This is a genomic window from Opitutus terrae PB90-1 (assembly GCF_000019965.1).
Taxonomy (GTDB): domain Bacteria; phylum Verrucomicrobiota; class Verrucomicrobiia; order Opitutales; family Opitutaceae; genus Opitutus; species Opitutus terrae.
In genome coordinates, this window is record NC_010571.1 from 4,566,211 (window position 1) to 4,592,787 (window position 26,577).

The following is a 26,577-nucleotide window of genomic DNA, read 5'->3' on the forward strand; positions in this document are numbered from 1 at the left end:
GAAATTCCCGCGGCGGCGTCTTTGCTCTCTCCGCCCCCTCTACCTTTCTGCATGAAGTCCCCTGGCCTTTCCCGTCGCGATTTCCTTAAAACCGCCTCGCTCGCCACCGCCGCACTTTCGCTGCCGCGTCTCGTCCGGGCCCAGACTCCGCCGCCCAGCGAGCAACTGACGATCGGCCTGATCGGCAACGGACTCATCTGCGGCCACCATTTCGGCGTGCTCACCGGTCGCGATGATTGCCGGATCGTCGCCGTCTGTGACGTCAACCTGCCGAAGGCGCGCACCATGCGCGATCGCGCGGAGAAACACTACGGCGCCAACGCCAAGAGCGGCCGCGCCCGCGGGATCGACGTTTACCAGCATCACGAGGACCTGCTCGCCCGCGACGACATCGACGTGGTGTTCGTCACCACGCCGGATCACTGGCACGCCGCGATCGCCGGCGCCGCGATGGTGGCCGGCAAGGACGTTTACTGCGAAAAGCCGCTGACGCTCACGGTGCCCGAAGGCCGCGCGCTCGTGAACATCGCCCGCCGCTACGGGCGCGTGCTCCAGACCGGCACCCAGCAACGCTCCAACGCCGCTTTCCGCAAGGCCGCCGAGATCGTCCGCAACCGGCTGATCGGCGACATCAAGTTGATCCGCACGCGGCTCGGCACCTTCCCGCCCGCGCTGCCGCTGCCGGAGCAGCCCGTGCCGGCCGAGTTCGACTACGATCGCTGGCTGGGGCCCACGCCGTGGCGTCCGTTCAACGAGAAGCGCGTGCTCGGCGACTACGGTGGCGGCTGGCGCTGCTTCACGGAATACGGCGGTCGCAAGAACGGCGACTGGGGTGCGCACCACTTCGACATCATCCAATGGGCGCTCGGCATGGATGCGTCCGGTCCGGTCGAATTTATTCCGCGCGGTTTTCAAGGCACGCCGCACCAGACGCACGTCTATGCGGACGGTGTTCGCGTCGAACGCGTCGACGAGGGCCTGAAAGCGATGATCGAGTTCCAAGGCACGCGTGGCACCGTCTGGGTCTCGCGCGACGACTATTTGGAAACCGATCCGCCCGAGCTCGCCACGCGCGCGCTCCGCGCCGAGGACCAGCACCTCTACGTCAGCGACAATCACCACACGGATTTTTTCAACTGCGTGCGCACTCGGCAGCGTCCGATCGCCGACGTCGAGATCGGTCACCGCAGCGCCACGGTCGGACACCTCAACAACATCGCGCAGCAACTCGCCCGCCCGGTCCGTTGGGATCCCGCCCGCGAGGAAATCATCGGCGATCCGGTCGCCAGCGCACTCCTCGATCGCTCCCGTCGCGCACCCTACGGCGCCCTGCTCTAACCCTTCGCGCATCGCCATGTTCTCCTCTCGCTCCTCCTTCCTTGCGTTGGGTCTGGCCTTCGCGCTCGCCGGCTGCAGCACGCGCACGACGACGCCCGCGCCCCTTGCCGCCCTCGATTACGCCGGCGACCAGCAGGCGCTCGTCGCGCTCGATCAGGAAATCGCCGCCGCCGGCCAGGATGCCGCCAAGCTTTCCGCTCTCGCCGCGCGGCTGGTCCGGACGCTCGGCGACGCGCAAGCGACCTTCGCCGCGCGTCAGGCTGCGGCGCAACGGCTCGCGCTGTTTCCCGCGTCCGTGCTGACCAGCAGCGAACACGCGCCCGTGTTCACCGCGCTGCTCGCCGACGCGAAAAACTACCATCTCGCCCGGCTCGCGCTCGACCTCGTGCCCGGCGACAGCATCGACGCGCTCTATCTGCACGCGTTCGAGACCGCGCCCGCTCCCGCACAGCTCGGGCTCGTGCAATCGCTCGGCAACCGTCGCACGGCGAGCGCCGTGCCGCTGCTGTCGCGCTTGCTCGACGCGTCCGACAGCGCGCTCGCCAACGCCGCCGCCAAAGCGCTCGGCCAGATCGGCACCAGCGACGCGCTCACCGCGCTGCAGCACGCGCCCAATCCCGCCGCGCCTGAGCTGATCGCCGCCCGACTGGCCGCGATCGATCGGATCGGCGGCGAAGCCGCCGCGCGCGAGGCCCGTGCGATCTCCACGAATCTCGGCGTCCCCGCGCATCTCCGCGCCGCCGCTTTGCGCACGCTCCTCTTCGCCGAACCCCAAACCGCGCCGGAGCGCTTCGTCAACGCCATCAGCAGCGGCGACGCGGAAGTGCAGCCCGTGGTGATCGAAGCCATCGCGACGCATCCCTCTCCCGCACTGGTCGACGCGCTCACCGCTCGACTCGCGTCCTGGAATCCCATCACGCAGTCCGCGGTCATCACTGCGCTCGCGCGGCGCGGCGACGCTGCCGCGGTCGCCGCGATCTCCACCGCCACGCAGAGTTCCGATCCGATCGTGCGCACCGCTGCGATCGAGGCGCTCGGCCAGCTCCCCGGCTCGCCTGACACCGCCGTGCTCCTCGCGCGACTCGCCACCGGCGATTGCGTCGATGAGGCCAAGCTCGCACGCCAAAGCCTCGCGCGGCTCAACGGCCCGGGCGTGGCCGACGCCGTGCTCGGCGGCGCGCGCGAGGGCGAACCCGCGTTGCGCGAAGTGTTCCTCGACCAGATCGCCGCGCGCAACATGACCGCCGCCGTCCCGCTCCTGCTGGGCACGCGCAGCGATCCGAATCCGAAGCTCCGCGCCGCCGCGCTCGGCTCGCTCGCCGAACTCGCGCCCGCTTCCGAGCAGCCCGCAATCCTCGATTGGGCCGTGGCCGCGACCGATTCCTCCGAGCAGTCGCGCGCGCTTCGTGCGTTGGCCAACGTCACGCTGCGCAATCCGGACGTTGCGGGCCGCGCCCGCCCGGTGATCGCCGCCATCGAAAAGGCGCCCGCCGAGATCGCCGCGCGGCTGGTCCCGGTGCTGCCGCGGATCGGCGGCGCCGACAGCGCCAAATGCGCCGCGCAGCTCGCGCTTCGCGATCAACCGGCTCTCGCCACCGCCGCCGCGACGACGCTTTCGCGATGGACCGACGCTTCCGGCCTGCCCCACCTCGTCACCGTCGCGGAGAAAAGCCCGCTCGAGGAAACGCGGCGCGGCGCGGTGCGCGGTGCGGTCACCTATCTTAACCGCTCACGCAGTCTGTCGTCCGACGAACTGTCCGCGTTCGTCGCCCGGCTGCTCGCCGTGGCGAAGGATGACGCCACGCGCGCAAATCTCGTTTACCTGCTCACGCGCTGTCGCGACGACGCGGCACTCGCGCTCGCCGAAAAACTGAAAGCGGAGCCCGCGATCGCCGAGACGGCCAATGATGCCGTGCTCGCGATCCGCGCTAACCGCGCGGGCGCGCCGGTGCTGACCGCCACGGCCAACCAGGACGACGTCGCCCGGCTCGTCGACGGCAAGCCCAACACCCGCTGGGCCGCGCAATCCAAACTCGGCCAGTCCGTGCAGGTCGACTTCCACTCGACCCGACCGGTGCGCCAGGTCGTGCTTGACGGCGCCGGCAACCAGTGGGGTTATCCGGATCAAGTCGAGATCATCGTCACCGACGATCCACAGCACCCGACGCCCGCCGTCGCCACCGCCGCCGGCGAGCCGGGGAAGACAACGATCAATCTGCCTGCCGGCACGCGCGGCCGTTACCTGATCGTCCGCCACTCGACCGATAAGCCCGACGGATGGTGGAGCATGGCCGAACTGCTAATCGACTGAGTCGATCAGCGCGTAGGGGCGCAGCTTGCTGCGCCCTTAGATTTCGAAGGGCGTCGCAGCCGACGCCCCTACCATCGGGGATTACGGAAAGAAGTTACGGCGGTCAGGTAGGGCGCGGATTCCGCTCCGCGCCGCGAGCACCTCTGGTCATCGCGGCGGCGAGGGGACTCGCCGCCCTACCCCGTGTCCCTTCTCCGGGTAAGTTTCAATGGCCCTTCGGTTTCCTCTCTCAGCTCTGGACTCTCAGCTCTGGACTCTCAGCTCTCGCCTAGATTCCCAACCCCCACGGCCCGCGCATCGAGCGCGCGCACATTCGGTTCGCGACTAAATCGTCGATGAAGGCTTCGCGCGCCGGATCCCACCGCAGCTTCCGTCCGAGCAGCATCGCGATGTTGCCGAGATTGCAGACGGTCGTGCCCCGATGCCCGGTCTCGACGTCCGAAATGGGTCTCGCGCGACTGCGGAGGCACTGGAGAAAGTTGTCGTGATGATTGTCGCTCGTCGGCAGCTTGATCGCGCCTTCGCGCGCCGCCGCGGCTTTCAACAACGCCGGATCTGAGGCCGTGCTGGTGGAGCGCGACACGTCGATCCAGCCGCGTTCGCCGAAAAAACGCACGTTGCCATCGAACACGCCGTCATAGCGCGTGCGACAGCGCAGCGGCACGCCGTTCGCATAGCGGCACGTGAAGTCGACCTTCGTCGCCGTGGTGAACAGACCGCTCGTCGGAAACTCGCCCTGGCCTTCGATCTCCACCGGGCCCGAGTCGTCCATGCCCAGCGCCCACTGCGCGATGTCGATGTAGTGCGCGCCCCAATTGGTCACCTGTCCGGCGGCGTAATCGAGAATGAAACGGAAGTTGTAGTGACAACCCTGTCGGTTGAACGGGGTCCACGGCGCCGGCCCCAGCCACAGGTCCCAATCGAGCCCGGCCGGCACCGGCTCGGGCTCCCACGTCGCGCCGGTGAATTTGTTGTTCGCCGGAATCAACACCTCGATGCGCTCGAGCCGACCGAGCCCGCCGTTGCGGATGAACTCCGCCGCATCGTGAAACCGCCGCGTCGAGCGCTGTTGCGTGCCGGTCTGGATCACGCGGCCGTGCTTCCGCGCGGCATTCACCAGCTCGCGGCCTTCGCGGATCGTCAGCGTGAGCGGTTTTTCCACGTACACGTCCTTGCCCTGCCGGATCGCCTCGATCGCGTTCAGCGCATGCCAGTTGTCCGGCGTGCAAACCCACACCGCGTCCAGATCCGCCCGCGCTGCCAGCTCACGAAAGTCGCCAAACATCCGACAACCGTTGTCGCCGTAAAACGCGTTGACCTTCGCCGCCGTCGCCTCGAGCCGCACCCGATCGACGTCGCAGAGTGCGGCGATCCGCACTTCGGGAAATCCCAGCAGCGTGTCGATGTGGCCCTGCGCGATGTTGCCCGTGCCGATCACCCCGACGGCGATCTGATTGCTCGGCGCCGTCGCGCCGAATAGCCGGGATGACAGCACGCCGGGCATCGTTGCCACCGCCCCCGCCGCCATCGCACGCTTGAGAAATTCCCGCCGGCTCAACGGCACCGCAGGCGTTCTCATGTCGAGGCCCTCCCCGCCAGTCGCTCCACCGCCCGCTCCGCGCCCGCGCGCACCTCGGGCGTTTCCTTCTCGTCCAGCGCGATCGCCGTCAGCCGCTCCACCGCCGCAGTATCGTTCCGCGTCACGATGCTACCGATGACGCCCAACTTGGCGCGTCCGCGGAGCCAGCCCAGCGCCTCGCGGTAAGCGCCCCCCACGGCAGGATCATCGAGCCCGTCGAGCGCGAGCCGCGCGTCATCCGCGCTGTCGTCGCGCCGCAGCAGGGCCGCCGCCGCCGGCACGCACTGCGCCGAACCAATCCAGCCGAGCGTCCGGCAAATGAACTGCCGGCCGGCCACCGTCAGCTCGGCCTGGCCGAGCGCCGTGATCAGCCTCGCCTCCAGTTCCGGCCACTGCGACCGGTCGGCGTTCAGCACCATCTGTTGCACGGTGCTCGCAAAGCTCCGGTCACCCCCGAATTCCAACCGCACGATCTCGCGCCACGGATCCGGCGTCGCGGTGAACCAGCGATCACGTTCCTGCAGGTCGGGCCGCTCCACGCTTTGCACGCCTTCGGAGGTGTTTTCCTGAGGGGAATCGTCAACCATGATGCGCGTAAAGAATCGGTTCCAACAAACCACACGCGGGCACCCGCGCACGAAAATTCGCAACTTTCGCCCGCGCGATGCGTGAAGCGCCTTACGTGCGCTCGCACAATCCCGCGATTGGTCGCACATTTCCGCGAATGCCCGTTTCGTTTCGATCTCTTCGCTCGACGTCCGTCGCCGCGCGCACATCGTGTGGCCCCTCCGCGCTCGTCGCTCACTTGGCGGGCGAAACGGACGTCCTCCCCTTTACCCTATGAGCTCTCCTACTCTGTCCCGTCGCGACTTCCTCAAAGCCGCCTCGCTCGCTTCGGCCGCGGTCACGTTCCCCAACATCCTGCGCTCGCAGAACGGCCAGTCGCCGAACAACAAACTCAACATCGCCTTCTGCGGTGTCGGTGGTCGCGGTTACGACGCCGTCAACGGGCTCAAGGGCGAGAACATGGTCGCGTTCTGCGACGTGGATGACGAACGCGCCACGAAGGCGTTCGAGGAGTTCCCGAATGTCCCGCGGTTCCGCGACTATCGCCAGATGCTCGACAAGCTCGGCAACCAGATCGACGCGGTCACGGTGTCCACGCCCGACCACATGCATTTCCCGATCGCGGTCGCCGCGCTGCAGCTGGGCAAGCACGTGTTCGTGGAGAAGCCGATGACCCACACGATCGCCGAGGCGCGCAAGCTCGGCCAACTCGCCCGCGAGAAGAAGGTCGCCACCATCATGGGCAACCAGGGCCACGCCAACGAAGGCCTGCGGTTGATCAAGGAATGGCATCAGGCGGGAATCCTGGGCGAAGTTCGCGAAATCCACAGCTGGACCGATCGCCCGATCTGGCCGCAAGGCGTGGGCAAGCCGGACCACAGCAAGATGCTGCCGGTGGTGCCGCCCACGCTCGACTGGGATCTCTGGCTCGGCGTCGCCGAACCGCGCGAATACGATCCGGCCTACATGCCGTTCAACTGGCGCGGCTATTGGGACTTTGGCACCGGCGCGCTCGGCGACATGGGTTGCCACATCATGGACGGCGCCTACTGGGCGCTCGAACTCACGCAGCCCACGGCCGTCGAGGCGATCAGCGCGCGACAGACCGAGGTCAGCCCGCCAACGGCGTCGATCGTCGCCTACGAATTTCCCGCCCGCGGCCAGATGCCGGCGGTGAAGTGGACGTGGTACGACGGCGGGCTGCAGCCGTTGCTCCCGCCGGAATTCGAGGAGACGCGCAAGCTGCAGAACAACGGCACGCTCATCGTCGGCAGCAGGGCCACGGTGTTCGCCGACACTTACTACGCCAGCGCCCGCATCATTCCGGAGACGAAGATGCGTGAGCTCGCGCCCTCGCTGCCGACGAAGACAATCCCGCGCGTCGAGGGCGGCCACTTCGCCGAGTGGGTCCGCGCCTGCAAGGGCGGCAAGCCCGCGGGCTCGAACTTCGAATACGCATCGCAGCTCACGGAAGCGGTCCTGCTCAGCAACGTCGCGATTCGCGCGCGCCGTCGGATCGAGTGGGACGCCGCGACGATGAAGATCACCAATCTTCCCGCGGCCAACCAATACGTCTCCAAGTCCTACCGCGCCGGGTTCGGCGTCTGAGCCTGCGCGCCGTCGCAGTATGAGCACCGACGCCGACAGCGAATTGCCCAAAGAAGTGACCGGGGAATGCCTCAATGGTAGGGCGCGACCGCTGGGCGCGCCGAACAGCCAGCGGCGGGCAGCGGTCCCGCCCGACCCGACGCGGCCTCGCTTCCATTGGTATTCCTCCATCACCCTCCGGTTGTCAGCCGCCGGCCATCTTCTCTAGCCTGTCATCGCCTATTCTCCATGAGTGACCTATCCACCCCCGCCAAGCGCGTCGGCTGCGAATACGCCGCCGCCTTCGCCCTGCTCCGCCTGTTCCTCGGCCTGCGCACGCTGTTCGCCGGCATCGAAAAGTTCGAGCTGAAGGGCACCTACACCTTCGCGAACTACTACCAGAACATGGGCCGCATGGCCGAGGGCATCACCGGCGCGTCGTTCATGCCGCTGTGGGCCACCAAGCTCTTCGCGCACTCGCTCGGCTACGTGCTCGTCGTGCTCGGCATCGCGCTGCTCCTCGGGCTCAAAACTCGGCTGACGCTGTTCCTGAGCGGGCTCGTCTACGTGGCGCTCTCGTTCGGCCTCATGGCGGTGCAGGAGCAGCAGGGCATCGCTTGGCTCGGCATCCACGTGATCATGTTCGTCGGCGCGCTGCTGCTGGTGCGGCACAACCGTTTCGCGCTCTGGCCCGACAAGTTCGAATGAGGCGCGTGCCACGGGCGTCTCGCCCGTGCCGTCCTGCAAGTATCGTCCCCATGCCCGACCTCTCCCCTTCTCTCTCCCGTCGCGATTTCCTCGTCGCCGGCGCCAAGCTCGGCGCCGCCGCCCTCGCCGCACCCTACATCGCCCGAGCGCAGGGTTCCGCCGGCAGCGGTTCCAAGACGCTCAACGTCGCGATCATCGGCTGCGGCGAACAGGGCCGCGTGCTGCTCAACGCCGCGCTGAAGATTCCCGACATCCGGTTCCGCGCTGTCTGCGACATCTGGCCCTACAATCGCACCTACGGCGAACGGCTGCTGAAAAAATTCGGCCACGAGGCGCAACCTTTCGAGGACTATCGCGAGATGCTCTCCAGCGTCACCGACCTCGATGCGATTCTCGTCGCCACGCCGGACTTCGTGCACGCCGAGCACACGATCGCTGGACTGCGCGGCGGCAAGCACGTCTATTGCGAGAAGCTGATGTCCAACACGGTCGACGGCGCGCGCTCGATGGTGCATGCCGCCCGCGAGACCAGCAAGCTCCTGCAGATTGGCCACCAGCGGCGCAGCAATCCGCGCTATCAGCATGCCTTGAACAAGATCGTCCGCGAGAACCGGCTGCTCGGTCGCGTCACCAACGCCAGCGGCCAGTGGAATCGCGCCGTCACCGACGATCTCGGTTTCCCCGCCAACCGCGGGCTCACCGAGGCGCAGCTGCACAAATACGGCTACGCGAACATGCACGAGTTCCGGAACTGGCGCTGGTTCAAACGCTACGCCGGCGGCCCGATCTCCGACCTCGGCGCGCACCAGATCGATATCTTCAACTGGTTCCTCGGGGCGAATCCCAGCGCCGTCATCGCTGGCGGCGGCGTCGACTACTACACGACGCACGAATGGTATGACAACGTCACCGCGCTCTACGAATTCCGCACGAAGGAAGGCACGGTCCGCGCGAACTACGGCGTGCTCACGACCACCAGTGCCGGCGGCGGCTACCATGAATACTTCATGGGCGACGAGGGCGCGCTGAAGATTTCGGAGAACCCGAAATACACCAAGCTCTACCGCGAGGCCCGCGCCCCGGAATGGGATCAGTGGGTCACGAAGGGTGTGATCGTCCGCCCGGAGTCCGGCGAAGGCGCGCCCGATCCGCTCCTGCCGTGGGAAAAGCCGCGGCCCAAGGTCGTCATGGCCGCGCCGCGCGCCAACCTCGTCGATGTCCGCGAAACCGCCGCGCTGTCCGCATGGGACATCCCGGTCACGCTCGACAAGGCGATCCACCAGCCGCACCTCGAGAACTTCTTCGATGCGATCCGCAATGGCACGCCGCTCAATTGTCCGGCCGACTCCGCCTTCGCCACTGCCGTCACGGTGCTGAAGGTGAACGAAGCCGTCGCCGCGCAAAAGATGCTGACGTTTGCGCCCGAAGATTTCGTGGCATAATCGTGTGCGTCCGGCGCACGGCAAAACCGCAACCATCGATCTCTTTCTCCCATGATTCGTCCCCTGCTCTCCCTCCTCGTCACGCTCTCCGCGCTCGGCGTCGCGCAAGCCGCCGACGAAGTCCCGCTGAAGCTCGAGCTGCCGCGTCCGCTCTTCGTCGGCACGCCGCGCCCGCTCAAGCTGGCGAATCTGGAAAAGCCGCGGCAGGGCCGCCGGCCCGACTTCATGGTGCCCGCCGGCACCGAGCTGCTCTCCAAGGGCAAGCCCGTCACGAGCAGCGACCCGCTGCCCGTCATCGGCGAACTCAGCTACGTCACGGACGGCGACAAGTCCGGTTCCGAGGGCAGCTACGTGGAGCTCGGGCCCGGCGTCCAATGGGTGGAGGTCGATTTGGAAAAGCCCGCGAAGCTCGCCGCGATCGTGGTGTGGCACTTCCACTCGCAGGCGCGCGCGTATCACGATTTCATCGTCCAGGTATCGGACGACCCTGAGTTCAAGCAAGGCGTCACCACGCTCTACAACAACGACGACGACAACTCGGCCGGGCTCGGCGCCGGCAAGGATCCCGCGTACATCGAGACCTACGAAGGCCGGTTGGTCGATGCCAAGGGCACGACCGGTCGCTATGTCCGACTCACCAGCAACGGCAACACGTCGGACGAGCTGAATCACTACATCGAGGTCGAGGTCTACGGTCAGCCCGCGAGCTGAGCCCGCACACGACCGCGATCGTTTTCGTCAGGGCGCCGTTCGTCGGCGCCCTTTTTGTTTTGGAACACCCCCGCCGACCGGCGCAACGTGTACGCCTCCCTCGCCTCGCCGTCTTGAGTTCTGCGCGCTGGTGGGCAAACCTCCGATGCGCAACCCCGGGGTGGCTCGCTTCCGGCCTCGCTGCTGCGCTCGTCCGCATGTCTTCGCTCTTCCAACGCTGGCTCCCCCTGACGCTCATCGCGGTGGCGGCGTTGGCGCTGCGCACGTGGCAGCTTTCAGCGCGGCCGATGCATGCGGACGAAGCCAACCAGGCCGTCAAGCTTGGCCAGCTGCTCGAGACCGGCCGCTATGCCTTCGATCCGCGCGATCATCACGGTCCCACGCTCTACTACGCCGCGGTGCCGATCGCGATGCTCCGCGGTGAGCAGTCGCTGGCTACCTTGACCGAGACGACCGTCCGGCTCACGCCCGCGCTCGCCGGAACCTTGAGCGTGCTGTTGCTCGCGCTGCTGCTTTGGCCCGAGCGCACCGAGCGCGAACCAGCCGCGGTCGGGGACACAGCCGTGCCCGCAACTCCCGCTTCGCCCTGGCCAGCACTCGCCGCGGCCACGTTTCTCGCCGTCTCGCCGCCCGCGGTCTACTACAGCCGTTACTTCATCCAGGAAACGCTGCTCGTCACGTTCACGCTCGGCGCCTTCGTCTGCGCACAACGCTGGTGGCGGCGCCCGCGCATAAGCTGGGCGATCGCGGCGGGAATCTGCGTGGGGCTGATGCAGGCGACCAAGGCCACGGCGCCGCTGTTCCTGGTGGCCGCTGCGGTGGCGTTCGCGGCGGTTCGGCCGCGCGGCACCCCCACCTCGCTCCGCGGTCGCGGCTGGCGCGATCTCGCCCTCGCGCTCGTCACCGCCGCCCTTGTCGCCGCCGCATTTTACTCCTCGTTCGGCACGCACTGGAGCGGATTGCGTGACGCGATTCTCACCTACACGTCCGCTGCCGATCGCGCCGCGTCGGGGGCCGGACACGAGAAGCCGTGGTGGTATTACCTGCAGCTGCTCGGCTGGCAGCGCACCGGCGGACTGTTCTGGCACGAGATCGCGTTCACCGCCCTCGCCTGCTGTGGCGCCGCACTGGCTTTCCTCAAACCGGCCAGCTGGATCTTCCGCGCCGCCGCGCTCTACACGCTCTGGCTCGTGCTGACGTTCTCCGCGATCCCCTACAAAACCCCGTGGCACGTCATCCACCTGATCCCGGGTCTCGCCGTGCTCGCCGCCGGCGCGTTGGCTGCGCTCGCCGCCTCCGCTGCGACGAGCTCGCGCGCGCCGGTCGAAGGCGCCACGGCCGCCGGCATCGAAAACGCCCGCCGGTTTCGGCGACTCACGAGCCGCGTCGTCATCGGTTTCGTCTTTCTCGCCGTGCTGCAGACGCTGTACGCGCAAACCCGGCTCGCCGTGTTCCAGCGGCCCGCCGACGCACGCAATCCTTACGCCTACGTGCACAGCTCGCCGGACGTGCAGAAAGTCCCCGCGCTCGCTGGCTCGGCGCTCGCATTCGCGTCCGACGGCGTGATCCGCGTGATCTCCGAGGAATACTGGCCGCTTCCGTGGTATCTGCGCGAGTTCAAGCACGTGGGTTATTGGTCCACGCCGCCGGACGATTGTGATGCCGCGCTGGTCATCGCCTCCGAAGCGCTGGCCGACGAGGTTCGCGCGCGGCTGCATGGCCGTTATCGCGAATCGCTCCTCGGCCTGCGCCCGGGTTTTCTACTCGTGGTTTTCACGCGCGAATCATGACCCCGCGCTTCTCGCTCGTCGTTCCGCTCTACAACGAAGCCGGCAATGTCCTGCCGCTTCTTGCCGCCGCAAACGACGTGCTCGCGACTTTCCGCGGTGGTCACGAAATCATCCTGGTCGACGACGGCAGCACCGACGCGACGCCCGCCGACATCGCCGCCGCCTGCGCGCGGTGGCCGACGGTGCGCTCGATCCGACACCCACAGAACCAGGGGCAAGCCGCCGCGTTGCTCACCGGCCTGCACGCCGCACGCGGCGAGTTGATTCTCACGATGGACGGCGACGGGCAGAACGATCCGCACGATTTCCCGAAACTGCTCGCGCCCGTCGAGGCCGGCGCGCTCGATCTCGCCTGCGGCTGGCGCGTCGATCGCCACGATTCATGGACACGACGCGTGATCTCCCGCGTCGGCAACGCGGTCCGTCGCGTGGTGCTCGGCGATCACCTGCACGACGGCGGCTGCCAACTACGGGTTTTCCGCCGCGAGATCATCGCGGCGCTGTTTCCCGTGGATCTCCTGCAATCCTTCCTGCCCGCCATCGCCGTCGCATTAGGTTTTCGTGTCGGCGAGTTCCCCGTGCGGCATCACGCGCGCCGACGCGGTCGCGCCAAGTTCGGCCTGCGCAAGCTCTGGTGGCGCCCCTTCGTCGCCATGCTGGCCGTGCGCCGGCGAACAAGAACGACGTAACGGCCCCGTGCCGGCGGCATCTCATCCGCATGTGCCTCGAAATCCTACCCCCGACAACTCAAAGCCCGAAACAAATCCGAAGCACGAAGCACTAGCTCGACTTCTCTATTGAGCGCCGTTCCTGTCTTTTGCAGATTGGCGGCGTGATTCCAGCTCATCTGCGGCTCAGCATGCGCGCGACTGCCACGATCCTCGGGTTACTCGGCATGAGTTGCGCGCTCTGCGCCGCGGACATAGCGAACAGGCTGTCCCCGCGGGACCGTAGTCTCGGTTTCCGAATGCTTGAACAGGTCAGGCGTGACATCGAAGAGAACCATTTTGATCCAGCTCTGAAAGGCGTGAACCTTAGCGAGCGCTTCAACGCAGCCCGTGGCGAGATCGAGGCCGCGAAGGACAACGGTGACGTTTTCCGAGCCATCGCCTCGGCAGTGAGATCACTGAAAGATTCCCGGACACAGTTTGTTCCGCCGGGCCGCGCTGCGACGTACAACTATGGCTGGGACGCCACGCCGTGCGGGCGCGAATGTATTATCAACGATGTCGATCCAGCAGGTCCCGCCGCCGGCCTTCTGGCCCCGGGCGATCGGCTCCTGGCCATCAACGGCGCAGCCATTGACCGAGCGACATGGCCGGCTTGGACTTACTATCTGCAGGCGATCGAACCACACGCGAAGCTGCGTCTCGTCGTTGCTGCGCCGGAGCAACCTCCCCGCGAAGTGGAGGTAGTGACGCTCGTCACCCCGCGTGCAGCCATCGTCGACCTTTCGCGCGTGGTTCAGCAAATTCTGGATGAGCGCGACGAACTCGAGCGTGAGACCCGTAGCACCTTCAAGGTCTACGATAACGTGTTGGTTTGGCGACTGAAGACCTTCACGTACGACGAAAACGATATTCGTTCGGGATTGAGGCGAGCCCGTGGGCACCAATCATTGATTCTCGATCTGCGCGGCAACGGTGGTGGCAACGAGCCAACGATGGAGCGGTTGATTGGCGGCTTCTTCGACCGCGACGTCGGAATCGGTACTTTGAAGAAGCGCGCTGGCAGGCAGCCACTAACCGCCAAGTCTTCTGGCCGCGACGTTTGGGCAGGCCGCCTCTTGGTCCTGGTGGACGGTGAGACAGGCGGTGCTGCGGAAATATTTGCCGCCACCATCCAACGCGAGGGCCGTGGACTGCTCGTGGGCGACCATACCGCTGGAGTAGCGCAACAAGGGAATTACTACTCACACTCCATCGGAGCCAATCGGCTCACATTGTTTGGCGTGTTCGTCGCAACCGCTGAATTTGAACTGGCTGACGGGCGGACCATTGAAGGCAGCGGCTTGACGCCGGATTTCTTGATCATCCGAAAGCCTGCTGATGTCGCCGCTCAGAACGATCCTGTGCTGGCGATGGCGCTAAAACAGTTCGGTGTCACGCGATCGGCTGCTGGGCTCGGCCGTGACTATCTCGGCGTGATTGAGCAGTAGTCGAGCGGATCCAATATCTCTGGGATTCAGATTCGGGGCCCGGCGTGATGGGGCGCGCACCCAGCCCTATCTGCATCTCAAGGTTCGGACTCTCGCCGCCTACACCGCGTGTGCGTCGATGAACGCCCGGATCGCCGCCGGCGTGGCGGGCAACTCGTGCTTCACGATCGGCACGGACTTCAGCGCTTCGAGCGTCGGGTGCGTCGGCTCAACCTTGATCGCTTTGCGAATCGTTTCCGGAAACTTCGCCGGGCTCGCCGTCGAGAGCACGATGCTCACGCGGTCGGGGTTGTGCTCCTTGAACGCGCACGCCGTGTGCGGATCCGCCACGTAGCCGTAGTCGCGATGCACCCGCGCGATGATTCCGGGAATCTCCGCGTCAGTGCAGCGCGAGGCGGAGAAGGTGCCGCGATCGAAGTTTTCAAACCGATAGACCCCGGTGGTCTTGAACGTCTGCATCACCTCGCGCAACCGCGTCGCGTCCCGGCCCAGACTGAAGTAAAGGAAGCGCTCGAAGTTCGACGCGACCTGGATGTCCATCGATGGCGCCAGACTCGGGTGCACGTCGCCGAGCCGGTATTCGCCGGTCGTGAACAGCCGGTAGAGAATGTCGTTCTGGTTCGTCGCGACCTTGAAGCCGCGGATCGGCACGCCCATCTGCTGGAGCAGCCAGCCCGCGAGCACGTTGCCGAAATTGCCCGTCGGCACGACGAACTCGACGTTGCCGCGATCGCCCGCCGGCAGCTTCAGCCACGCGTGCAGGTAGTACACGCATTGCGCCAGCACGCGCGCGAGGTTGATCGAGTTCACCGCGGAGAGCCGGTGGCCCGTGCGGAACCGCTGGTCGCCGAAGATCTCCTTCAACGCCGACTGCGCGTCATCGAACGTGCCATCCACCGCGAGCGCGAACACATTGCTCGCGCCGGTGCAGGCCATCTGCCGCTCCTGCAGTGGCGAGACGCGGCCATTCGGATACAGGATGAAGATGGCGGTACCCGGTTTGCCCAACAGACCGTGGATCGCCGCCGCGCCGGTGTCGCCCGACGTGGCGCCAAGCACGTTGATCGATTCGTGCCGCACCGCGCACTGGTGCTCGTAGAGATTACCCAGCAGCTGGAGGGCAAAATCCTTGAACGCGAGCGTCGGGCCGTGGAACAGCTCGAGCACGTGGAGATTCGGCGCGAGCTGTTTCAGCGGCGCGATCTCCGGATGCGAGAACTTGGTGTAGGATTTCTGGACGATCGCGCGCAACGTCCCCGGCTCGATATCCGTGGCGAAGATGCGCAGGAACTCGAAGCAGAGGTCGGCGTAGCCCAGCCCCTCGAAGCGGTTCAACTCACCGGAAAGGTCCGGCAGTGTTTCGGGCAGATACAGGCCGCCGTCCGGCGCGAGTCCGGTGGCCACGGCCTCGGAAAATCGCAGCGGCTGGGTCTGTCCTCGGGTCGAGAGAAAGCGCATCATGGTAGGGCGCGTTGTCCCCAACGCGCCGTTCAGGCCGGCGGGTTGCAGGCAACCCGCCCTCGGCTCAGAGTTTGTCGAGTGCGAACGCCGCGTGCGCGAGCCGCGCCGCATCGTCCGCCCGCGCGAGGTCGATCGCCACGGTGATCTTGATCTCGGACGTGCTGATCAGGTCGATGTTGATCCCCGCCTCCGCCAGCACCTGGAAGAGCATTGCGGCCACGCCGCTGTGCGTCTTCATGCCCACGCCTACCACGGAGAGCTTCGCGATCGGACCCTTCACGTCGACCGTGCCGCCGCCGATTTCCTTCAGCGCCGGCTCGATCGCGCGCACCGCCTTCTGGCTGTCGGTCTGCGGCACCGTGAACGTGAGGTTCGCCACGCCGCCGCGACCGATGTTCTGCACGATCATGTCGACGATCACGTTCGCCTCGGCCAGCGCCCGAAACACCCGCGCCGCGGAGCCGGGCCTGTCGACGATGTTGCTGACGGTGACCTTGGCCTGGTCCTTGTCGACGGCGACACCGCGCACGACGACCTTTTCCATGTAAGCGACTTCTTGTTTCACGATGGTTCCTGGATTGTGGTTAAAACTTGAGCGGACTTCGAACACGACGTCGTATTTGCTGGCGAACTCGACCGAGCGCGACTGCATGACCTTCGAGCCGGAGGAGGCGAGCTCGAGCATCTCGTCGTAGCTGATTTCGTTCAGCTTGACCGCGTTCTTCACCACGCGCGGATCGGCGGTGTAGACGCCGTCGACGTCGGTGTAGATCTCGCACTTGTCCGCCTGCACCGCCGCCGCCAGCGCGATCGCCGTGAGGTCGGAGCCGCCGCGGCCCAGCGTCGTGATCTGGCCATCCTCGTTGATGCCCTGAAAACCGGCCACGATGACCACCTTGCCGTCGTTCAGGTCCCTTTCGATGGGAGCGGCGTTGATCGTCTTGATCTTCGCTTTGGTGTGATGCTTGTCCGTGAAAATGCCGGCCTGCGCGCCCGTGTAGCTCACGGCCTTCACGCCGACGCCGTGCAGCGCCATCGCGGTCAACGCGATCGTCTCCTGTTCGCCGGTCGCGAGCAGCATGTCCATCTCGCGTTCGCTGGGCTCGGCGCACACCGCTTTGGCGCGCGCGATGAGCTCGTTGGTCACACCGGAACGGGCCGAGACGACGACAACGAGTTCGTTGCCTTCTTCCCGCACGGCCTTGATGCGCTCCGCGACCTTCTTGATCCGCTCGACGTCACCGACCGAGGTGCCGCCATATTTTTGGACGATGCGTGCCATAGTGGTACTGGTTTTTCCGAAAAGGATTGGGCGCTTCAGGATCTGGCCGGCGGGCTTTTTTTTCCGCTCTTGTTTTCCGTGCCATTCAGCAGCCGCCCGATATTCGTCCGGTGGCGGATGACCACGAACGCCGCGATCACGATCGAGAGCCCGAGGAGCAACCCCGGCAGCGTCAGCAGGAAGGCCGCCGCCACGAGCGCGAGCGCGGCCACGATCGAGGCCAGCGAGACGTAGCGCGTCGCATAGAACACGGTCACCCACGCCAGCGCGGCGATCACCGTCGCGCCCGGCATGAGGATGAGAATGCCGCCCGCCGACGTCGCGACGCCCTTGCCCCCCCGGAACCGTGTGAAGCATGAGAACCCATGCCCGAGCAGCGCGCCGATCAGACCCGCCACGCCCAGTTGCGTCCACGCCGATCCCGCCACCGTGCCGCTCGCCGCCAAGCTCGTTTCGTCGAGCGCGAAGGTGACCGACACGTCGGTGTGGCTGAGCAGCGCCCACCACGAAGCCGCGGCGCCCTTCAACGCATCGAGCGCGAACACGAGCGTGCCCGGCCGCGGCCCGAGCACGCGCCGCACGTTGGTCGCGCCGGGGTTCTTGCTGCCAACCTCGAAAATATTCACCCCGTGCGATCGCGCGACCAGATAGCCGAACGGCAGCGAACCGAGCAGATATCCGAGGATGAGCGCGATGAGCAGCGGCAGCAGCATGGGCGTGCAGATTACTCGCTCGCGAACGCCCGTGACAGGGCGGGATCTCCCGATCCCGCCACCGCCCGTACCGACAAGCCACGTAGCGCGGTCAGGCTGACCGCGCTGAGCGAAGCGCCACGGGCAATCCCGGCGCGGTCAGGAGACCCCGCCCTACATTGCGTCATCACGGCGCGTCGCGTGTTCGCCATCCTCACAATTGCACGAACTTCGCCTGCTTGATCGCAGGGTGACCCTTGATGATCTTCCGCGCGTTGTCGCTCGGCTCGGTGTCGACGCGCACCACCATGTAGGCGGTGCCGCCCGGGATCAGTCGGCTCAGCGACATGTCGGCGATGTTCACGCCATCCTGGCCGAGGATCGTGCCGATCTCGCCCACCATGCCGGGCTGGTCGAGGTTTTCGAGCACGAGCAGCTTCCCCTCGGCGGCGACCTCGACCTCGCGGCCGTTGACGCTGACAATGCGGGCCTGGTTCTGCTTGCCCATGCGTGTGCCGGAGGCGCGGTAGATCGCGCCGTCGGGCCCGACCGCCTCGACCTGGATCAGTTCGCTGTAGCCGGAGTCACCGGTCGATTTTACGACCTCGACCTTCACGCCCAGCCGCTCGAGCAACACCGGCGCGTTGACGAAATTCACTTCCTCGCCGCTGATCCGCCGCAGGTAGCCGCGCTGCACGGAGCGGGTAATCGCATTCGCGTCGAGGTCGACGATCTTGCCCCAATACGTGATCTTCAACAGGTCGATCTGCGCGGGGGAAATCTGCTGCACCAGCGTGCCGAGCTTCGTGCCGAGATCGATGTAGGGCCCGAGCACCTTCACCGTGTTCGCATCGAGCGAGGGCACGTTCACCGCATTGCGGATCACGCCGCCGTTCAACACGTCGGCGATCTGCTCCGCGATCTCGATGCCGACCGATTCCTGCGCCTCCGCCGTCGACGCGCCCAGGTGCGGCGTGAGCACGACGTTCGGCAGCGAGCGGAATTCGCTATCCTTCGCCAGCGGCTCGTCCTCGTACACGTCGAGGCCCGCCGCGCCGACCTTGCCTGACTTGAGCGCCGCGAGCAGCGCCGTCTCCTTGATGATGCCACCGCGCGCGCAGTTGAAGATCCGGACGCCCTTCTTGCACTTCTCCAAGGCCGCTTCGTCGATCATGTATTTCGTGTCGTCCGTCAGCGGCATGTGCACGGTGATGTAGTCCGACTGCTGCAGGAGTTCATCGAGCGTGACTGATTCGATCTGCATCGCCTTCGCGCGGCTGGGCGCGAGGTAGGGATCGTAGGCCAGCACGCGCATGCCGAACGCCTGGGCTCGCTTCGCCACCTCGGAACCGATCCGGCCGAGCCCGACGATGCCGAGCGTTTTGCGCAGCAGTTCGATGCCCGAGAAACTCTTCCGGTCCCAATTGCCCGCGCGCATCGACGCCGCGGCCTGTGGCACCGGCCGCGCCCCGCACAGCAGGTGCGTGAAGGTCAGCTCCGCGGTCGCGATCGTGTTGCCCGACGGCGTGTTCATCACGATGACGCCGCGCTCCGTCGCCGCGTCGACGTCGACGTTGTCCACGCCGACGCCGGCCCGCCCGACCACTTTCAGCAGCGGCGCCGCCGCGATCACCTTGGCCGTGATCTTCGTCTCCGAACGCACCGCAATCGCGTGCACGTCCTTGACCAACTCCAGCACTTTTTCCGGAGAGGAACCGTAAGCCTCGATCACTTCGAAACCCGGCTGCTGACGCAGATAGGCGACTCCTTTGGGTGAGATCTTGTCGGCGACGAGGACTTTCATGGAGGGAAAAACATTCGAGGGAAAAGTGGCCCCTCGCCGCTAGCAAGGAAAACGTTTCGCAACCCCACGCACCCAGCCGCCGGGTCCGCCGGCACAGTCGCCAGATGGAGCCCGCCATCCCCGGCCAACTGCTTGGGGCGCGCCCGCCCTCGGTCGCTCGGGAGCGCCGGCATCTTGCCCGCCTCGGTCCGATCTTGCCGATGGCTGGCGATTCCCCCGTTCCCGGATTGCGCCACCCCGGCCGTCGCCCTTTCGTCGTGGCATGAGTTCACCTGTCGGTCCTTCCGCCCCGTCCAACCTTTCCGCAGCCGCCGCGCGGCTCGCGCGCCAGATCGAATTCATCGTCGAGGTGGACAAGTTGAAGGATATCTTCCGGCAAACGGTCACCACCCAGACCCGGCGCGCGGAAAACGACGCCGAGCACTCCTGGCATCTCTGCCTGTGCGTCATCGTCCTGGCCGAGCACGCCAACTGCGGCGCCGCGCTGGACGTCCTGCGCGTGCTGAAAATGGTGATTGTCCACGATCTCGTGGAAATCGACGCCGGTGACACCTTCGCTTACGACACCGCTGGCATGGCCCATCAGCACGAGCGCGAAGCGATCGCCGCCGAACGGATCTTCGGGCTGCTGCCGCCGGATCAAGCGCGCGAGTTTCGCGGCTTGTGGGACGAGTTCGAAGCGCGCGAGACGCCGGAAGCCAAATTCGCCGCCGCGGTCGATCGGTTCCAGCCCATGCTGCTCAATTGCCGGACCCAGGGCGCCGCGTGGAACCGGCACGGGATCACGCAGGACCGCGTCATCGCGCGCAACCAGCACATTGCCGCCGGCTGCAGCGAACTTTGGACCTACGCCGAGCGCATGGTCCAAGCCGCCGTCGACGCCGGCCACCTGCAACCGAAACCCGCCGCGTGATTCGCGACTGCGCGCTTCGTCCCATTACTCTTTCTCGGTTTCGTTCTCGTTCTCGTTCTCTCGGGATTGGGCTCGAAGGCAGAGATGCCGAGATACGCCGGCGGGGCGGTCCAGAAGAGAGAGGGAAAGAGAGAACGAGAACGAGTAAGAGACCGAGAACGAGTCAGAGGGAGATGGGAAGGGAGCCCCCCGACAGCAGAAGCCCGGCGCCGCAGAGCTAGCTCAAATCCCGAATCGATCCGAACACCGGATCAAACAGCCGGCGGTAGGTCCGCACGATCATGCCGTCGGTCAACCCTGCGAGATAGTCGCACAGCTGCCGCGCCTTGCCACGCTGCGTCGCTTCGGCGTCGATCAGCCGGCCCACGCGCGGCGGCAGGATCTTGATGACGCGCTGGCGCGGCTCGACGTAGTTGCGCCACACGGCCTCCCACAGCTCGAACATCACCCGCCGCGCCTTGTGCTCGATCTGCTGCAGCTGCGGGCTTTCGAAGATGATGTCGTTGGCCATCTTTTTGAAAAACAGCGCCTCGTTCTCCGCCTCTTTCGACACGATCAGCTCGAATCGGTAGCGGTTGGTTTTCGCCGCCATGAAATTGTCGCGCTCACGCAACCGGCACGCCCGGATGAAACGGCCGATTTTTTGGGAAAACACGTTCTCCAGCCGATCGGCGCGAATCGCGTCGAACAGATCGTCGAGCAGCGCCTGCCGCGCGGCGTCGATCGGTTCGCCCGCCGCCCACGTCTCGATCTTCTCGTAGGTCAGGAAGCCCGCCTTCACCCCGTCGACGATGTCGTTGAGCGAATAGGCCGCATCGTCGGCCCAATCCATGATCTGGCACTCGATGCTCTTGAAGCTGTTCAGCTTCTCGCCCGCCATCAGCTCGGCCGGAATCGGCCGCCCACCGAAGACGTAGGTCCGCTCCGCCACCTGCGGGTCGTAGAGAAAATGATTCGGCGGCGGCGCGGGAAACTCGGCGAACAGTTTCTTGTATTTCAGCACGCCATCCAGCAGCGCGCGGGTCGGCTGCATGCCGCGCACGCTCGTCTCGTTCTGATACATCGTGCTCGTCAGCAGGTGCAGCGTCTGCGCGTTGCCCTCGAAGCCGCCCCACTTCACCATCAACTCCTGCAGCGTGCGTTCGCCCGAATGCCCGAACGGCGGATGCCCCAAGTCGTGCGCCAGGCAAACCGCCTCGACGAGATCGCCGTCGATGTGGAAGTCCGGCTTCAGCGGCGCGCCCCGCGTGAAAAGATAGTGGCAGATCGAGCGGCCGATCTGCGCCACTTCCATCGAGTGGGTCAGCCGCGTCCGGTAGAAATCATACTCGCCCGACAGGAAGACCTGCGTCTTCGACTGTAGCTTCCGAAACGCGTGCGCATGAATGATCCGGTCGCGATCGATCTGAAATGCGTTGCGGTAGTCGGTCTTGCGCTCGCCGCCGTAGGTCTCGACGTCGAACGCGTTGTAGAAGCGGTTCGCCATGGGCCGGAAGACATCAGCGCCCCGAGGGCGGCGACGCAAACCCGGAAACATGCCCGCCCTCAGTCTCCCCGGTGGACCCACCGTCCCGACGGGTTCATCCCTCGCGCGCATTCCGCGGCTGTCGAACCTCCCGGCGATCGATCGCTCGGACGCTGGACTCGTGCTCCCGTTTGCATTCCCCGCCGCAACCCATTCGCTGCCTGCGCCATGGTTCACTACACTTTCGCCGACGAGTTTCGGAAACTCTACGAGCTGGCCGTCGCGCTCTATGCGCAGGGCAAACGCGGAGCCGACTCTTTCTTCAATGCCGACCAGCACGCTTTTCTGCTGAGCAACGGGATCACGCCGCAGTATCTCTACGATTACGCCGAGGACCATAACAACTCCGCCGGCGAACCCGGCTACGATCGGGCGCTCGCGATCGAAAGCGTCCGCCGCGACTATTTTCTGAACGTCCAGGGCGGCCACCCGTCCACCACCGTGCTCGACGAATCCAAGTTGCCGGCGAAAACCGAGCAGGTGCGGGATATCGAGTGGCTGCCACGCATCATCCCCAAGGCGAAAGCCAAACTTCGTGGCGAGCTCCCGCCCTCGTTGATGTATTGCTGCGGCGGTGATCGGAAATTCTTCCAGGCCCACGACATCTTTCCGGCCGAATTTCTCAGCCTGGTCTGGCGGCACGAGAACAACGACGCGGCGATCGTCGATTGGGTGGTCCGCCGCAGCCGCAGCAAGTAGGCCCGGGGCGATGAGCGCGAGGCGGGCGGACATGACTTCCGCGGCGGTTGCGGCTGTTCTGAAGGTCCGCGGGGCTCGGCGCCGAATTTTACCGGCACTTGCCGGTCATCGTCAGCCCGCGTCCGTCCCCGCGCCGATCCGCGGCAGTACTTCGCCGAGCAAATAGATCGAGCCAGTGATGACAATGCTGTCATCTGGTCCGCCGAGCGCGCAGTGGTCGCCGCCCGGAAAAATTTCGGCCACCGTGGTCCGCGCCACACGCCCGGGGAATCCAGCCGGAATGAGCGCGGCGAGTTCCTCGTAGCTGCTCGCGCGCGGCTGGTTCGGCACCACGAGATGGACCTCGCCCGCGTGCCGGCAAATCGCCGCCATGAGCGGCTGCGCCCGCTCCGCCCCCAGCACGCCCACAACGACGATCGGCGCGCGGCCGGTCTCTGCCCTCAGCCGCGCCAGGTTCGCGTCCAACACGGACGCGCCTTCCGCGTTGTGCGACGCGTCGAGGATCACGCGCCGGCCACCCACCAAGACCCGCTGCCAGCGGCCCGGCCAGCGCACATGCCACAGCCCGTGCGCGATCGCCCGTTCGGAGATTCTCCAGCGTGAATCGAGTTCGCGCGCCGCCAACGTCGCCGTCGCGGCGTTCCACCGCTGGTAGTCGCCCGCGAGATTGGTTTCCGGATAAACCGCCAGGTTCTCGCCGTAGACTTCGCGCACGGAGATCACCCGCGCCTCCATTTCCTCCGCCCGCGCCCGGATCACCGTCTCGGCCGCCGGCGGCACGCGTCCGATCACCACCGGACGCTCCGGTTTGATGATGCCCGCCTTGGCCCGCGCGATTTCCTCGAGCGTGTGCCCCAACCATTCGCAGTGATCAAAGCCGATCGAGGTGATCACGGTCATCTCCGGATCCACGAGGTTGGTCGCATCGAACTCCCCTCCGAGGCCCACCTCCATCACCGCGATGTCGCACCGCTGCCGGCCGAACTGCAGCAGCGCCATCGCCGTCATGTATTCAAAAAAGCTCGGCCGATCGCCGGGGCCTTCGCGCGCTGCGATCCGATCCGCGAGCACATCCAGTTCGCGCACATAGCCGACGATCTCCGCCGGCGCGAGCGGCTGGCGATTCACCTGCACGCGCTCGCCGACGTGAACGAGATGCGGCGAGGTAAACAGACCCACGCGCCAGCCCGCGGCCCGCAAAATCGCCTCGAGCATCGCGGCCACCGAGCCCTTGCCGTTCGTGCCCGCGACGTGCACGCAGCGCAGCGCCCGCTCCGGGTGGCCCAATTCGGCCGCGAGTAGCCGCATGCGGTCGAGCCCGAGCTTCGAACCGCCCGCCTTCAGTCCGCAAAGGTACTCCGCCACGGCCTCAAAACCCGCCGCCGCGTCCGGCTGCGCGCCGCGGCCGGATTCAGGATTTGGCGACGGAGGCACTCGCAGGCGTCTGCTTCACATACAACGCGAGCAGAATCTGGTGCAGCCGCTCGCGCATCTCGGTCCGCGGCACGATCTGATCGATCAGGCCATGCTTCAGCAGGAACTCCGATGTCTGGAAGCCCGGCGGCAGCGTTTGCTTCGTGGTGTCCTTGATCACTCGCGGCCCCGCGAAACCGATCAACGCCCCGGGTTCCGCGAGGATCACGTCGCCGAGCGTCGCGTAGCTGGCGGACACACCGCCGGTGGTCGGATGCGTCAACACCGAGATGTAGGGCAGCCTGGCGGCTGCCAGCCGGCCGAGCGCGGCGCTCGTCTTGGCCATCTGCATCAGCGACAGGATGCCTTCTTGCATCCGCGCCCCGCCGGAGGTGCTGAAAATGATGCAGGGAATCTTCTGCGCGATCGCGGTCTCGATCGCGCGCGTGATCTTCTCGCCGGCCGCCGAGCCGAGCGTGCCGCCGCAAAACCGAAAATCCATCACCGCGAGCGACACCGGCACGCCGTGGATCTTACCCGCACCCGTGACGACGGCCTCCGGCAGCCCACTCTCCTTTTCGTACTTCTTGATTCGGGCCGGATAGGGGGCGGAGTCGACGAACTGCAGCGGATCGGCTGACCGAACCTCGATGTTGGACTCCACGAACGAGCCTGGATCCAGCAGATAGCCGAGTCGTTCGCGTGCCCCGATGGGAAAATGATGGCCGCTCGCCGGCACGACCATCTGGTTGTCCGCGATATCCTTGGTGAAAACCGCTTCCCCGCTCACTGGGTCCTTGGTGTAGACCCCTTGCGGGATTTCCTTTTTGCGCGTCTTGCGAACCGTGTAGGTCGGTTTGTCGAAATGCGTCATAGGCGTCAGCCGTGACCGAACGTGACGACGTCAAGGCTCACCGCACCGGCGCGCCGGAGAGTCTGCGCGCAGCTGTTGAGCGTGGAGCCAGTGGTGAAAACGTCATCGACCAGGAGATAATGATCGGCGGCACTTATGACGGCGCCGGAAGCCAGTGCAAAGGCATTTTTGAGATTTAACTGCCGCGTGCGGCGGTCGTGCTGGGTTTGCGAAACGGTGTCCACGGTGCGACGCAGCAGCGGCCTCACGTGCGCCGCTCCGTCGACGGCGCGAAGCAGCGCCTGGGCGATCTGCTCGCTCTGGTTGAAGCCACGCTCGCGCAACTTGCGCGGGTGCAGCGGTACCGGCACGAGCGTCGCGCCGCGGGCGAGTTCGAGCACGTGCGGCGAACGCCGGAAAATCCTTTCGAGATCAACCAACACCTGCAGCCCGCGGTGATACTTCAGCTCATGCACCAGCCCGCGCGCCGGGCCTTTCAGCAACACCGCGGTGCGTCCTTCGCGAAACGCCGGTGCGAGACCCTCGCAATGCGGACACATCCGCTCCCCCTCGACCACGCCGTAGAACGGATGCCCACAGGTCGAACAATGCGGCGGTCGCACGTAATCGAGCTGGGCCGAGCACGCCGGACACAGATGCCGGAACTCAGCCTCGCTCGGCACGAGCCCGCGGCAATGCACGCAAAGCGGCGGGAACACCACATCGCTGAGTCCGCGCAGCCACTGGCTCATCCCGCTCATTGTTCTCGGCGCCGCGGCTGTCGTTTTTGTTCCAACGCGCCACGCGTGCGCGTCCCGGTCACTCATCGTTATCCACGTCGGTCGTTGCTGCGGTTGACCGGCGGCCAGGCCGGTAGAACACCCGCACCAGAAACAGGCCCTGCGGCGGCGCCGTTTGCACCACCGCGGTCCGCTGCCGCGAGGCGAGAATTGCGCGCACGTCGTGCACCGTCAGCTTGCCCTCGCCCACCGCCACGAGCACGCCGACCAGACTGCGCACCATCTTGTAGAGAAACCCGTCGGCCTCCGCGATGATGCGGATGACTCGTCCGCGCCGGCGCACGTCGAGTCGACGCAGGTCGCGTACGGTGTCCACGCGCGCGGGCCCATTGAGCGCGGTGAACGCGCGAAAATCGTGCCGGCCGCGCAGCACGGCGGCGGCGGCGTTCATCGCCGCCAGATCGAGTGGCCGAAAGACCGGCCAGCTATAGGGTCGCGTGAACGGATCCGCGTCGCCGAGGTGGAGGCGATACGTGTAGCGCTTGCCGCTCGCCTGGAACCGCGCATGGAATTCCGGCGTCACCGCGCAAACCGTCTTGATCTGGATCGCGGACGGGAGCCGGGCACGCAACGCCGCGAGCAGCTTCTCCGGCCCGTGCCGCCAGTGCGCATCGAAATGAAACACCTGCCCAAGCGCGTGGACGCCCGCATCGGTGCGACCGCTGCCGTGAATGCGCACCTCGCGTCCGAACATTTCCCGCAGCCGCGCCTCGATCGCGTCCTGCACGCTCGCGCCGGAGACCTGGCTCTGCCAGCCCGCAAAATGTCCGCCATCATAGGCGCAGACGCATTTCCAGCGCGGTTCTGAACTGCTCGGGTGGGCCATCAGCGCGACGAGCATGACGCGCGTCCGCGTCGCCGCAAGCCGCGTCACACGCGCCGACAGCACCTCACCGTTTCCTGCAAACCCACGAGCGAGACGCCCGTGCCACGTCACAGCGGCC

At 66.2% G+C, this 26,577-nt stretch carries 22 protein-coding genes; 11 read left to right on the forward strand and 11 right to left on the reverse strand.

All coding sequences use genetic code 11. The features are described from left to right. Positions 1-51: 51 nt before the first annotated feature. Both OTER_RS17715 and OTER_RS17720 read left to right on the forward strand, forming a co-directional pair. Positions 52-1,338 (forward strand): Gfo/Idh/MocA family protein, encoded by a 1,287-nt coding sequence (locus OTER_RS17715; RefSeq protein ID WP_012376313.1) that lies wholly within the window; start codon positions 52-54, stop codon positions 1,336-1,338. 16 nt (positions 1,339-1,354) lie between these two features. Then, positions 1,355-3,649 (forward strand): HEAT repeat domain-containing protein, encoded by a 2,295-nt coding sequence (locus OTER_RS17720; protein WP_012376314.1) that lies wholly within the window; start codon positions 1,355-1,357, stop codon positions 3,647-3,649. Positions 3,650-3,917: 268 nt separating this feature from the next. Here OTER_RS17720 and OTER_RS17725 read toward each other — a convergent pair whose 3' ends face one another. After that, positions 3,918-5,228 (reverse strand): Gfo/Idh/MocA family protein, encoded by a 1,311-nt coding sequence (locus tag OTER_RS17725; RefSeq protein ID WP_012376315.1) that lies wholly within the window; start codon positions 5,226-5,228, stop codon positions 3,918-3,920. Beyond that, on the reverse strand, positions 5,225-5,815 hold the full coding sequence (locus OTER_RS17730) for a hypothetical protein (RefSeq protein ID WP_012376316.1): 591 nt from the start codon (positions 5,813-5,815) through the stop codon (positions 5,225-5,227). The genes OTER_RS17725 and OTER_RS17730 overlap by 4 nt, the downstream gene beginning before the upstream one ends. Before the next feature lie 253 nt (positions 5,816-6,068). On the opposite strand from OTER_RS17730, the gene OTER_RS17735 reads away from it, so the two are divergent. From OTER_RS17735 to OTER_RS17765, 7 genes are all read left to right on the forward strand, one after another. After that, positions 6,069-7,403, forward strand: a complete 1,335-nt coding sequence (locus tag OTER_RS17735) for a Gfo/Idh/MocA family protein (RefSeq protein WP_012376317.1) — start codon at positions 6,069-6,071, stop codon at positions 7,401-7,403. A gap of 228 nt (positions 7,404-7,631) precedes the next feature. Continuing rightward, a complete protein-coding gene (locus OTER_RS17740) occupies positions 7,632-8,090 on the forward strand; it encodes a DoxX family membrane protein (protein WP_012376318.1) in 459 nt (152 codons plus the stop codon). 50 nt (positions 8,091-8,140) lie between these two features. Then, entirely contained in the window at positions 8,141-9,532 is a 1,392-nt protein-coding gene (locus OTER_RS17745; protein WP_012376319.1) for a Gfo/Idh/MocA family protein, read from the forward strand. A 51-nt stretch (positions 9,533-9,583) separates the two neighbouring features. After that, complete coding sequence (locus tag OTER_RS17750) at positions 9,584-10,243, forward strand: discoidin domain-containing protein (protein WP_012376320.1); 660 nt, start codon at positions 9,584-9,586, stop codon at positions 10,241-10,243. A gap of 197 nt (positions 10,244-10,440) precedes the next feature. Next, positions 10,441-12,033, forward strand: coding sequence for a flippase activity-associated protein Agl23 (locus tag OTER_RS17755; RefSeq protein WP_012376321.1), 1,593 nt, complete (start codon positions 10,441-10,443; stop codon positions 12,031-12,033). Beyond that, on the forward strand, positions 12,030-12,722 hold the full coding sequence (locus tag OTER_RS17760; RefSeq protein ID WP_012376322.1) for a glycosyltransferase family 2 protein: 693 nt from the start codon (positions 12,030-12,032) through the stop codon (positions 12,720-12,722). Before OTER_RS17755 ends, OTER_RS17760 begins: the two co-directional genes overlap by 4 nt. A gap of 278 nt (positions 12,723-13,000) precedes the next feature. Then, positions 13,001-14,191 (forward strand): S41 family peptidase, encoded by a 1,191-nt coding sequence (locus OTER_RS17765; RefSeq protein WP_158305474.1) that lies wholly within the window; start codon positions 13,001-13,003, stop codon positions 14,189-14,191. A 99-nt stretch (positions 14,192-14,290) separates the two neighbouring features. Here OTER_RS17765 and thrC read toward each other — a convergent pair whose 3' ends face one another. The 4 genes from thrC to serA all read right to left on the reverse strand — a co-directional run bounded on the left by thrC (position 14,291) and on the right by serA (position 19,430). Further along, entirely contained in the window at positions 14,291-15,649 is a 1,359-nt protein-coding gene (thrC, locus tag OTER_RS17770) for a threonine synthase (RefSeq protein ID WP_044892667.1), read from the reverse strand. Positions 15,650-15,716: 67 nt separating this feature from the next. Then, entirely contained in the window at positions 15,717-16,934 is a 1,218-nt protein-coding gene (locus tag OTER_RS17775; protein ID WP_012376325.1) for an aspartate kinase, read from the reverse strand. Positions 16,935-16,969: 35 nt separating this feature from the next. Next, on the reverse strand, positions 16,970-17,647 hold the full coding sequence (plsY, locus tag OTER_RS17780) for a glycerol-3-phosphate 1-O-acyltransferase PlsY (protein ID WP_012376326.1): 678 nt from the start codon (positions 17,645-17,647) through the stop codon (positions 16,970-16,972). Positions 17,648-17,840: 193 nt separating this feature from the next. Then, positions 17,841-19,430, reverse strand: a complete 1,590-nt coding sequence (serA, locus tag OTER_RS17785; RefSeq protein WP_012376327.1) for a phosphoglycerate dehydrogenase — start codon at positions 19,428-19,430, stop codon at positions 17,841-17,843. A gap of 262 nt (positions 19,431-19,692) precedes the next feature. Here serA and OTER_RS17790 point away from each other — a divergent pair, with 262 nt between their 5' ends. Then, positions 19,693-20,343 carry an HD domain-containing protein gene (locus OTER_RS17790; protein WP_012376328.1) on the forward strand — a complete coding sequence of 217 codons (651 nt, stop codon included), beginning with the start codon at positions 19,693-19,695 and terminating at the stop codon, positions 20,341-20,343. Between the two features lie 217 nt (positions 20,344-20,560). Here OTER_RS17790 and dgt read toward each other — a convergent pair whose 3' ends face one another. After that, positions 20,561-21,829, reverse strand: a complete 1,269-nt coding sequence (gene dgt / locus OTER_RS17795) for a dGTP triphosphohydrolase (protein ID WP_012376329.1) — start codon at positions 21,827-21,829, stop codon at positions 20,561-20,563. Between the two features lie 207 nt (positions 21,830-22,036). Here dgt and OTER_RS17800 point away from each other — a divergent pair, with 207 nt between their 5' ends. Continuing rightward, positions 22,037-22,567 carry a hypothetical protein gene (locus OTER_RS17800; RefSeq protein ID WP_012376330.1) on the forward strand — a complete coding sequence of 177 codons (531 nt, stop codon included), beginning with the start codon at positions 22,037-22,039 and terminating at the stop codon, positions 22,565-22,567. 111 nt (positions 22,568-22,678) lie between these two features. On the opposite strand, the gene OTER_RS17805 is transcribed toward OTER_RS17800, so the two are convergent. The 4 genes from OTER_RS17805 to truA all read right to left on the reverse strand — a co-directional run bounded on the left by OTER_RS17805 (position 22,679) and on the right by truA (position 26,474). Continuing rightward, a complete protein-coding gene (locus tag OTER_RS17805; protein WP_012376331.1) occupies positions 22,679-24,001 on the reverse strand; it encodes a bifunctional folylpolyglutamate synthase/dihydrofolate synthase in 1,323 nt (440 codons plus the stop codon). Further along, positions 23,979-24,854, reverse strand: a complete 876-nt coding sequence (accD, locus tag OTER_RS17810; protein WP_012376332.1) for an acetyl-CoA carboxylase, carboxyltransferase subunit beta — start codon at positions 24,852-24,854, stop codon at positions 23,979-23,981. The genes OTER_RS17805 and accD overlap by 23 nt, the downstream gene beginning before the upstream one ends. A gap of 5 nt (positions 24,855-24,859) precedes the next feature. Then, complete coding sequence (locus OTER_RS17815; protein ID WP_237702383.1) at positions 24,860-25,585, reverse strand: ComF family protein; 726 nt, start codon at positions 25,583-25,585, stop codon at positions 24,860-24,862. 67 nt (positions 25,586-25,652) lie between these two features. Further along, positions 25,653-26,474, reverse strand: coding sequence for a tRNA pseudouridine(38-40) synthase TruA (truA, locus tag OTER_RS17820; protein WP_148218170.1), 822 nt, complete (start codon positions 26,472-26,474; stop codon positions 25,653-25,655). Positions 26,475-26,577: the final 103 nt, after the last annotated feature.

Coding starts and splice junctions, on each gene's coding strand:
- OTER_RS17715 (WP_012376313.1), top strand. CDS start 52: ATGAAGTCCCCTGGCCTTTCCCGTCGCGATTTCCTTAAAACCGCCTCG.
- OTER_RS17720 (WP_012376314.1), top strand. CDS start 1,355: ATGTTCTCCTCTCGCTCCTCCTTCCTTGCGTTGGGTCTGGCCTTCGCG.
- OTER_RS17725 (WP_012376315.1), bottom strand. CDS start 5,228: ATGAGAACGCCTGCGGTGCCGTTGAGCCGGCGGGAATTTCTCAAGCGT.
- OTER_RS17730 (WP_012376316.1), bottom strand. CDS start 5,815: ATGGTTGACGATTCCCCTCAGGAAAACACCTCCGAAGGCGTGCAAAGC.
- OTER_RS17735 (WP_012376317.1), top strand. CDS start 6,069: ATGAGCTCTCCTACTCTGTCCCGTCGCGACTTCCTCAAAGCCGCCTCG.
- OTER_RS17740 (WP_012376318.1), top strand. CDS start 7,632: ATGAGTGACCTATCCACCCCCGCCAAGCGCGTCGGCTGCGAATACGCC.
- OTER_RS17745 (WP_012376319.1), top strand. CDS start 8,141: ATGCCCGACCTCTCCCCTTCTCTCTCCCGTCGCGATTTCCTCGTCGCC.
- OTER_RS17750 (WP_012376320.1), top strand. CDS start 9,584: ATGATTCGTCCCCTGCTCTCCCTCCTCGTCACGCTCTCCGCGCTCGGC.
- OTER_RS17755 (WP_012376321.1), top strand. CDS start 10,441: ATGTCTTCGCTCTTCCAACGCTGGCTCCCCCTGACGCTCATCGCGGTG.
- OTER_RS17760 (WP_012376322.1), top strand. CDS start 12,030: ATGACCCCGCGCTTCTCGCTCGTCGTTCCGCTCTACAACGAAGCCGGC.
- OTER_RS17765 (WP_158305474.1), top strand. CDS start 13,001: ATGCTTGAACAGGTCAGGCGTGACATCGAAGAGAACCATTTTGATCCA.
- thrC (WP_044892667.1), bottom strand. CDS start 15,649: ATGCGCTTTCTCTCGACCCGAGGACAGACCCAGCCGCTGCGATTTTCC.
- OTER_RS17775 (WP_012376325.1), bottom strand. CDS start 16,934: ATGGCACGCATCGTCCAAAAATATGGCGGCACCTCGGTCGGTGACGTC.
- plsY (WP_012376326.1), bottom strand. CDS start 17,647: ATGCTGCTGCCGCTGCTCATCGCGCTCATCCTCGGATATCTGCTCGGT.
- serA (WP_012376327.1), bottom strand. CDS start 19,430: ATGAAAGTCCTCGTCGCCGACAAGATCTCACCCAAAGGAGTCGCCTAT.
- OTER_RS17790 (WP_012376328.1), top strand. CDS start 19,693: ATGAGTTCACCTGTCGGTCCTTCCGCCCCGTCCAACCTTTCCGCAGCC.
- dgt (WP_012376329.1), bottom strand. CDS start 21,829: ATGGCGAACCGCTTCTACAACGCGTTCGACGTCGAGACCTACGGCGGC.
- OTER_RS17800 (WP_012376330.1), top strand. CDS start 22,037: ATGGTTCACTACACTTTCGCCGACGAGTTTCGGAAACTCTACGAGCTG.
- accD (WP_012376332.1), bottom strand. CDS start 24,854: ATGACGCATTTCGACAAACCGACCTACACGGTTCGCAAGACGCGCAAA.
- OTER_RS17815 (WP_237702383.1), bottom strand. CDS start 25,585: ATGAGCCAGTGGCTGCGCGGACTCAGCGATGTGGTGTTCCCGCCGCTT.
- truA (WP_148218170.1), bottom strand. CDS start 26,474: ATGCTCGTCGCGCTGATGGCCCACCCGAGCAGTTCAGAACCGCGCTGG.